Consider the following 7,295-nt stretch of genomic DNA (forward strand, 5'->3'; position numbering starts at 1 on the left):
TGGGACATCCAGGCGGCGACCAGGGCCCCCGAGACGTTGTGCCACACGGAGAACACGGCGGCGGGCAGCGCGGCGAGCGGGCTGAAGTGGGCCGTGGCCAGCGACGCGGCGAGCCCCGAGTTCTGCATGCCGACCTCGAAGGCCATGGCGCGCGAGGCCGGCGGGCCCAGGCGGGCCAGCTTGCCCGCGCCGTAGCCGAGCGCGAGGCCGAGGCCGTTGTGCAGCACGACGGCGAGGAACACCAGGAGCGCCGCGGACTTGATGGCCGCCGCGCTGCCCGCGACCACGACGGCCACGATGACGGCGATGGTCAGCGCGGAGAGCCACGGCAGGGCGCTGAGGATCCGCTTGATGTAGCGCCCGAACAGCAGCCGCACGACGAGGCCGGCGAACACCGGGAGCAGCACGGTCTTGAGGATGTCCGTGACCATCGAGCCCGCGTCCACGGGCAGGTACTCGCCCGCGAGCAGCAGCGTCAGAGGCGGTGTGATGAGCGGTGCGAGCACGGTGGAGACGGTGGCCACCGAGACGGAGAGGGCCACGTCGCCGCGCGCCAGATAGGTCACGACGTTGGACGCGGTGCCGCTCGGTGCGCAGCCGACGAGGATCACGCCGGCCGCGAGCTGCGGCGAGAGGCCGAGCGCGTGGGCGATCAGCCAGCCGAGCCCCGGCATGATCACGTAGTGCGCGACCAGGCCGAGCGCGACGGCCCAGGGCCGCTTGACGACGCCCTGGAAGTCGAGCGGGGTCATGGTGAGCCCCATGCAGAACATGACGAGCCCCAGGAGGTAGGGGACGTTCGTGCCCCAGCTCTTGAAGGTGTCCGGCGTCAGCAGGCCGAGCGCGCCCGCGACGAGTACGAGGACGGGGAAGACCGTGACGGCGAGGCGGGCCGCCTTGTCGCCGGCCTGCGTGGAGCTGGGGATCGTCTGTTCGGTCTGCACCCGGCGATGCAACGCCGCCACGCCGCACGGACGCAAACCCGTCTCGATATGTGGTCGCTACACGGAGCTGTCGTGACCTGCATGTCCTGCCGCACGGCGGGTCCGTCAGTAGCGGGTGATCGCCGTCGGTCCGGAGTCCGTGCCGATCGCGATGTGCGGCCGTCGCTTCTCGTCGGCCCAGGAGAGGATCCGCCGCATCGCGTCCACGGGCACCGACACGCAGCCCGCCGTCGCCCCGCGCCCGTTGGCGTGCAGGAAGATCCCGGCGCCGCGCCCGCGCACCGGGCGGTCGTAGTTGAAGCCGATCACCAGGGCGTGCGTGTACTGGGGGTCGTACGTGATCAGGTGCTCGGACTCGGTGGCGCGGCAGTCGCCGGGGCGGGGCTGGGTCCAGCGGTTGTAGGAGCGCGAGTCGTTGTCCTGGCACCACCAGGAGTTCTTCGCGATGCGGCGGTAGGTGTAGCGAGTGCCGGGCGGCGCGGGCTTGAGCCCGAAGGCGTACGGGAGGCGGAAGAGCCCGGTGGGCGTCGTGTTCGTGCCCTGCTTGCGGGAGCCGCCCTCCGCGAGGCCCTTGGCCCCGAAGCGCGCCGCCGCGGACCCGGCCCGCGTCCACCGCCCGCCGCTGCGGTCCCACCACGTCACCGTGCCGGTGGTGGAGCCGGTGTGCGCGGCCCGGGCGGTGATGAGCTGGGTGCCGCCGCCCGTGCCGGCCATGCGGTCCGGCAGCGGCAGGCTCGCGCGGGGCGGCGCGGCGCCGAGTGTGCCGGTGACGGCCAGGACGAGAGCGGCTGCGGACGCGAGGGCGGCGGCACGGGGGCGCATGGCTCAGACCGTACTGGGAGGCAGGGGCAGCGGCAGCCCGGGCAGGCCGTCGATGCTCCGTGCGATGTGCTCCTTCTTGGTGAAGTACTCGCTCAGGGATGCGTCGTCCTCGCGGGCGAAGCGCCGTGCGTGCAGGTCGCGGTCCTCGTCGTACGACATGAAGGGCACCCCGTATCCGCAGGTGTCGCGGACGAGTTCGGCCGTCACGACGATGATCGCGCGCAGTCCGTGCGGGGTCGGGTCGATGCCGGGGAAATGTCCGAGCAGCTCCGCCCAGCGAGGGTCGTCGCGGAAGACGGGTTCGCCGCGGCCGTGCACCCGGACGATGTTCGGCGGGCCCTGGAAGGCGCACCACATCAGGGTGATGCGGCCGTTCTCGCGCAGATGCGCGACCGTCTCGGCGTTGCTGCCCGCGAAGTCGAGATAGGCCACGGTGTGTTCGTCGACGACGGCGAACGAGCCGGTGAGACCTTTGGGCGAGAGGTTGATCGTGCCGTCGCCGGAGAGGGGCGCGGTCGCGGTGAAGAAGACGGGCTGGGCCTCGATGAACGAGCGGAGCCTGCCGTCTATGCGTTCGTAGGTCTTTCCCATGTCCGGGGATTATCCGCCCTGGTCGTTCGCCCGTCTAACGACTTCTCGCGGGCCGCCCGCACCGGGACCGGATTGACGAAACATACGGAGGACTGCATACTCATGCAGGACGGCGGATGAAGGCTAAGGGAGTACGTGAAGTGAGCAGCAACAACGGCGGTGACGTGCGGCTCTGGGGCGGCCGGTTCGCGGACGGTCCGGCGGAGGCACTGGCCAAGCTGTCGGCATCGGTCCACTTCGACTGGTGCCTCGCGCCGTACGACATCGCCGGTTCCCGCGCCCACGCGCGCGTGCTCCACAAGGCGGGACTCCTCACCGAGGACGAGCTGACCCGCATGCTGGCCGGGCTCGACCTCCTGGAGGCCGACGTGGCCTCGGGCGAGTTCACCGGCACCATCGCGGACGAGGACGTGCACACCGCCCTGGAGCGCGGTCTCCTGGAGCGGCTCGGCGCGGACCTCGGCGGCAAGCTGCGCGCGGGCCGCTCGCGCAACGACCAGGTGGCGACGCTCTTCCGGATGTACCTGCGGGACCACGCCCGGATCATCGGCGGCCTGATCGCCGACCTCCAGGGCGCGCTCGTCGGCCTGGCCGAGGCGCACCCGGACGTCGCCATGCCGGGGCGCACCCACCTCCAGCACGCCCAGCCGGTGCTCTTCGCGCACCACGTCCTCGCGCACGTCCAGTCCCTCTCCCGGGACGCCGAACGCCTGCGGCAGTGGGACGAGCGCACCGCCGTGTCGCCGTACGGCTCGGGTGCACTGGCCGGCAGCAGCCTGGGCCTGGACCCGGAGGCCGTCGCCGCGGACCTCGGCTTCGAGCGCGGCTCGGCGGCCAACTCCATCGACGGGACGGCGTCGCGCGACTTCGCGGCGGAGTTCGCCTTCGTCACCGCGATGATCGGCGTGAACCTGTCCCGGATCGCCGAGGAGATCATCCTGTGGAACACGAAGGAGTTCTCCTTCGTCACGCTCCACGACGCCTTCTCGACCGGCTCGTCGATCATGCCGCAGAAGAAGAACCCGGACATCGCCGAGCTGGCGCGCGGCAAGTCGGGCCGCCTCATCGGCAACCTCACGGGCCTGATGGCGACCCTCAAGGCGCTCCCGCTCGCGTACAACCGCGACCTCCAGGAGGACAAGGAGCCGGTCATCGACTCCTGCGACCAGCTCGAAGTCCTGCTGCCCGCCTTCACCGGCATGATGGCGACGCTCACCGTGCACCGCGAGCGCATGGAGGAGCTGGCCCCCGCCGGATTCTCGCTCGCCACGGACATCGCCGAGTGGCTGGTCAAGCAGGGCGTGCCGTTCCGTGTGGCGCACGAGGTCGCCGGTGAGTGCGTCAAGGAGTGCGAGGCGCACGGCATCGAGCTCGACGAGCTCACGGACGAGCAGTTCGCCAAGATCTCCGAGCACCTCACCCCCGAGGTGCGGACCGTCCTGAACGTCCCCGGCGCCCTGGCCTCCCGCAACGGCCGCGGCGGCACCGCCCCTTCGGCCGTCGCCGTCCAGCTCGCCGAGGTCAAGGCCGACCTGACGGTGCAGCAGGAGTGGGCCGCGGCGCGCAAGTGACGCAGGGACAGCGCGTGCCGCGTTGACCCGGGCATCGCGGGTTACGTTGGTCGTCTTCGCAAGGAGCCGAAGGAGTCGACCGAACGGAGCCCGCGATGCCTTTCTCGCGTCTGGCCACAGCAACGACCCCCACCGCCCACATCGGCTTCGGCCTGGCCGCCGTCGGCAGGCCCGGCTACATCACGCTGGGCCGCGAAGCCGACCTGCCGCCCTCCCGCAGCGTGGAGGCCCTGCGCGAGCGGACCTTCGAACTCCTCGACGCCGCCTACGCGTCGGGCGTCCGGTACCTCGACGCGGCGCGCTCCTACGGCCGCTCCGAGGAGTTCCTCGCCGACTGGCTGCACGCGCGGCCCGACATCACCGACGTCGTCGTCGGCAGCAAGTGGGGCTACACGTACACCGCCGCCTGGAACGCCGACGCCCCGCCGCCGCACGAGGTCAAGGACCACAGCCTCGCCGCGTACGCCCGGCAGCGCGCGGAGAGCGCCGAACTGCTCGGCGAGCGGCTCGACCTGTATCAGATCCACTCGGTGACGCCCGGCAGCCCCGCGCTCACCGACAAGGAACTGCACGCCGAACTCGCCGCCCTTGCCGCCGGCGGCGTGACCGTCGGACTCTCGGTGAGCGGCCCGGAGCAGGCCGCCGCGATCCGCGCCGCCCTGGAGGTGACCGTGGACGGCGAGCCGCTCTTCCGCACCGTCCAGGCCACCTACAACGCCCTGGAGACCTCGGCGGGACCCGCCCTCGCCGAGGCCCATGACGCGGGGCTCACCGTCCTGGTCAAGGAGGGCATGGCCAACGGCAGGCTCGCGGACCCGCACGCCCCGGCGCCCCTGCGCGAGATCGCGGAGGCGACCGGGTTCGGCAGCGACGCGGTGGCCCTCGCCCTCGTTCTGCGCCAGCCGTGGGCGGGCGTGGTGCTCTCCGGCGCCGCCACCTCGGTGCAGCTCGTCTCGAACCTGCACGCGGCGGCCGTCGACCTCGACGCGGAGCAGCTGGATCGCCTCGCGTCGCTCGCCGAGGAGCCGGGCGCGTACTGGGAGCGGCGCGGGCAGCTGCCCTGGCACTGAGAAACCTCCGGGACCACCTCCCGGTGACCGTCACACGTATCTCGTGAGACATTTTTGTCTCACCTGGTCTATGGTTGTCTCATGTCAGTCGATCGAGACCAGGTGCTGCGCAGCGCCGCGGCGCTCCTCACCCGCAAGGGCTCCGCCACGATGGACGAGGTGGCGCGCGCGGCGGGCATCAGCCGCGCCACCCTGCACCGCCACTTCGCCGGGCGCGACGCCCTCGTGCGCGCCCTGGAAGAGCTCGGCATCCAGGAGTGCGAGAGCGCCCTGGAAGCGGCCAGGCTCGGCGAGGACAGCGCCTGCCAGGCGCTGCGCCGCCTGGTGAAGGAGATCCAGCCGGCCGCGGGGCTGCTCGCGTTCCTGGTCACCGAGAACCAGCTCTTCGAGAACGAACCGCAGAACGAGGGCTGGTCCCGGCTCGACGACAGCATCGGCGCGCTCTTCAGGCGCGGCCAGGAGAGCGGAGAGTTCCGCATCGACCTGAGCTCCGTCTGGCTCACCGAGGCGCTGTACGGACTCATCGGCGCGGGCGCCTGGGCCGTACTGGACGGCCGCGTGGCCGCCAAGGACTTCACACACATGATCGCCGAGCTGCTGATCGGCGGCGCACAACGGAGAGTGGAATCATGACCAGCATCGAACAGCGGACCGCGTCGGCGGAGGTCGAGCGCAGCCCCGGCCGCTGGCTCGCGCTCGCCGTGCTGGTCCTGGCCGTGCTGCTCGTCGCCGTGGACGCGACGGTGCTCGGCCTGGCCACGCCGTACATCAGCGAGGACCTGAAGCCGACCGGCACGCAGCTGCTGTGGATCGGCGACGTGTACTCGTTCGTCATCGCCGGTCTGCTCGTCTCCATGGGCAGCCTCGGTGACCGCATCGGCCGCAAGAAGCTCCTGCTGATAGGCGCCGTCGCCTTCGGCGGTGTCTCCGTGCTCAACGCCTACGCGACCAGCCCCGAACTGCTCATGCTGGCCCGCGCGCTGCTCGGTGTCGCGGGCGCGACGCTGATGCCGTCGACGCTGGCGCTGATCCGCAACATCTTCCACGACCCGCGCGAGCGCAGCCTCGCCGTCGGCATCTGGGGCGCGATGGCGTCGGCCGGTGCCGCCGTCGGTCCGGTCGTCGGCGGCTTCCTGCTCGAACACTTCTGGTGGGGCTCGGTCTTCCTGATCAACCTGCCCGTGATGGCGGTCCTGGTCCTCGTGGGCATCAAGTTCCTGCCCGAGTCGAAGAACCCGGCGCCGGGCCCCTGGGACCTGATCAGCGTCGTGCTCTCGCTCATCGGCATGATCGCCGTCGTGTACGCCATCAAGGAGGCCGCGTCGCACGGCATCAGCTGGGACGTCGGGGCGGCGGCCGTGCTCGGCGTGGCGGCGCTCACCTGGTTCGTACGACGCCAGCTCACGCTGACGGCGCCCCTCCTGGACATGCGGCTCTTCCGCAACCGGGGGTTCTCGGGGGCCGTGCTCGCCGATCTCCTCACGGTGCTCGGGCTCTCCGGCCTGGTCTTCTTCCTCTCCCAGTTCCTGCAACTGGTCCAGGGCAGGCGGCCGTTCGAGGCGGGCCTGGCCGAGCTGCCAGCCGCGGTGGGCGCGGTGGCCGCCGGTCTGGTCGCGGGCGTGGTCGCGCGGCGGTTCTCCGTCCGCGCGGTGGTGGCCGGCGGGCTCGCGGCGGTGGGCATCGCCCTGGCGGCGCTCACCACGCTGAGCCAGAGCACCGGCTATCCGCTGCTGGGGGCCTCGCTCCTGGTGGTCGGCGTCGGCGCGGGCTTCTCGTTCACGGTGACCGCCGACGTCATCCTCTCCAGCGTGCCCAAGGAGCAGGCGGGCTCCGCGTCCGCGGTCTCCGAGACGGCGTACGAACTGGGCGCGGCACTCGGCATCGCCCTGCTCGGCTCCATCGTGACCGGCGTCTACCGGAGCTTCACCGCCCCGGCGGGCACCCCGCCGGACGTGGCATCGGCCGCGCACGAATCACTCGGCGGCGCGGTGGAGTCCTCGGGAAGCCTCCCGGTGCACGAGGCCCACGCCCTCCTGGCCTCGGCCCAGGATGCCTTCGTGGACGGCCTGCGCGTGGCCGCGGGCGTGGGCGCGGCGGTGCTCCTTGCCACGGCGGTTGCGGCGTGGTTCCTCCTCCGGGGCTCGAAGCTGGAGGACGGCGTAGAGCACTGAGCCCCGCAAGGGGCGCGGGGAACGGCGCGACCAGCCACAGTCGGCCGGCAGGTGACGACGGCCCCTCTTGTGCGGCGGGGCAACGCGGAGCGCCCGCCCCGCCCCCGGGGATCACCCGGCGCCCGG

The 7,295-nt window shown here is 71.9% G+C and carries 7 protein-coding genes; 4 read left to right on the forward strand and 3 right to left on the reverse strand.

All coding sequences use genetic code 11. The annotated features are described in order from the left end of the window. From ACQKIP_RS34415 to ACQKIP_RS34425, 3 genes are all read right to left on the reverse strand, one after another. Positions 1-944: bile acid:sodium symporter family protein (locus ACQKIP_RS34415; protein WP_427745044.1), on the reverse strand; the 944-nt coding region annotated here is incomplete at its 3' end. Between the two features lie 105 nt (positions 945-1,049). Next, on the reverse strand, positions 1,050-1,766 hold the full coding sequence (locus tag ACQKIP_RS34420) for a L,D-transpeptidase family protein (protein WP_365860140.1): 717 nt from the start codon (positions 1,764-1,766) through the stop codon (positions 1,050-1,052). A 3-nt stretch (positions 1,767-1,769) separates the two neighbouring features. Further along, a complete protein-coding gene (locus ACQKIP_RS34425) occupies positions 1,770-2,357 on the reverse strand; it encodes a pyridoxamine 5'-phosphate oxidase family protein (protein WP_365860141.1) in 588 nt (195 codons plus the stop codon). 140 nt (positions 2,358-2,497) lie between these two features. Here ACQKIP_RS34425 and argH point away from each other — a divergent pair, with 140 nt between their 5' ends. The 4 genes from argH to ACQKIP_RS34445 all read left to right on the forward strand — a co-directional run bounded on the left by argH (position 2,498) and on the right by ACQKIP_RS34445 (position 7,169). Next, a complete protein-coding gene (gene argH / locus ACQKIP_RS34430) occupies positions 2,498-3,928 on the forward strand; it encodes an argininosuccinate lyase (RefSeq protein ID WP_365860142.1) in 1,431 nt (476 codons plus the stop codon). Between the two features lie 95 nt (positions 3,929-4,023). Further along, the gene (locus ACQKIP_RS34435; RefSeq protein WP_365860143.1) at positions 4,024-4,998 is read left to right on the forward strand and encodes an aldo/keto reductase; all 975 of its coding nucleotides are present in this window, start codon (positions 4,024-4,026) and stop codon (positions 4,996-4,998) included. Positions 4,999-5,079: 81 nt separating this feature from the next. Beyond that, positions 5,080-5,631, forward strand: coding sequence for a TetR/AcrR family transcriptional regulator (locus tag ACQKIP_RS34440; RefSeq protein ID WP_365860144.1), 552 nt, complete (start codon positions 5,080-5,082; stop codon positions 5,629-5,631). Continuing rightward, complete coding sequence (locus ACQKIP_RS34445; RefSeq protein ID WP_365860145.1) at positions 5,628-7,169, forward strand: MFS transporter; 1,542 nt, start codon at positions 5,628-5,630, stop codon at positions 7,167-7,169. The genes ACQKIP_RS34440 and ACQKIP_RS34445 overlap by 4 nt, the downstream gene beginning before the upstream one ends. The last annotated feature ends 126 nt before the right edge of the window (positions 7,170-7,295 follow it).

Origin of the sequence: Streptomyces sp. NPDC059900 (genome assembly GCF_050270335.1) — a bacterium.
In the GTDB taxonomy this organism is placed as follows: domain Bacteria; phylum Actinomycetota; class Actinomycetes; order Streptomycetales; family Streptomycetaceae; genus Streptomyces.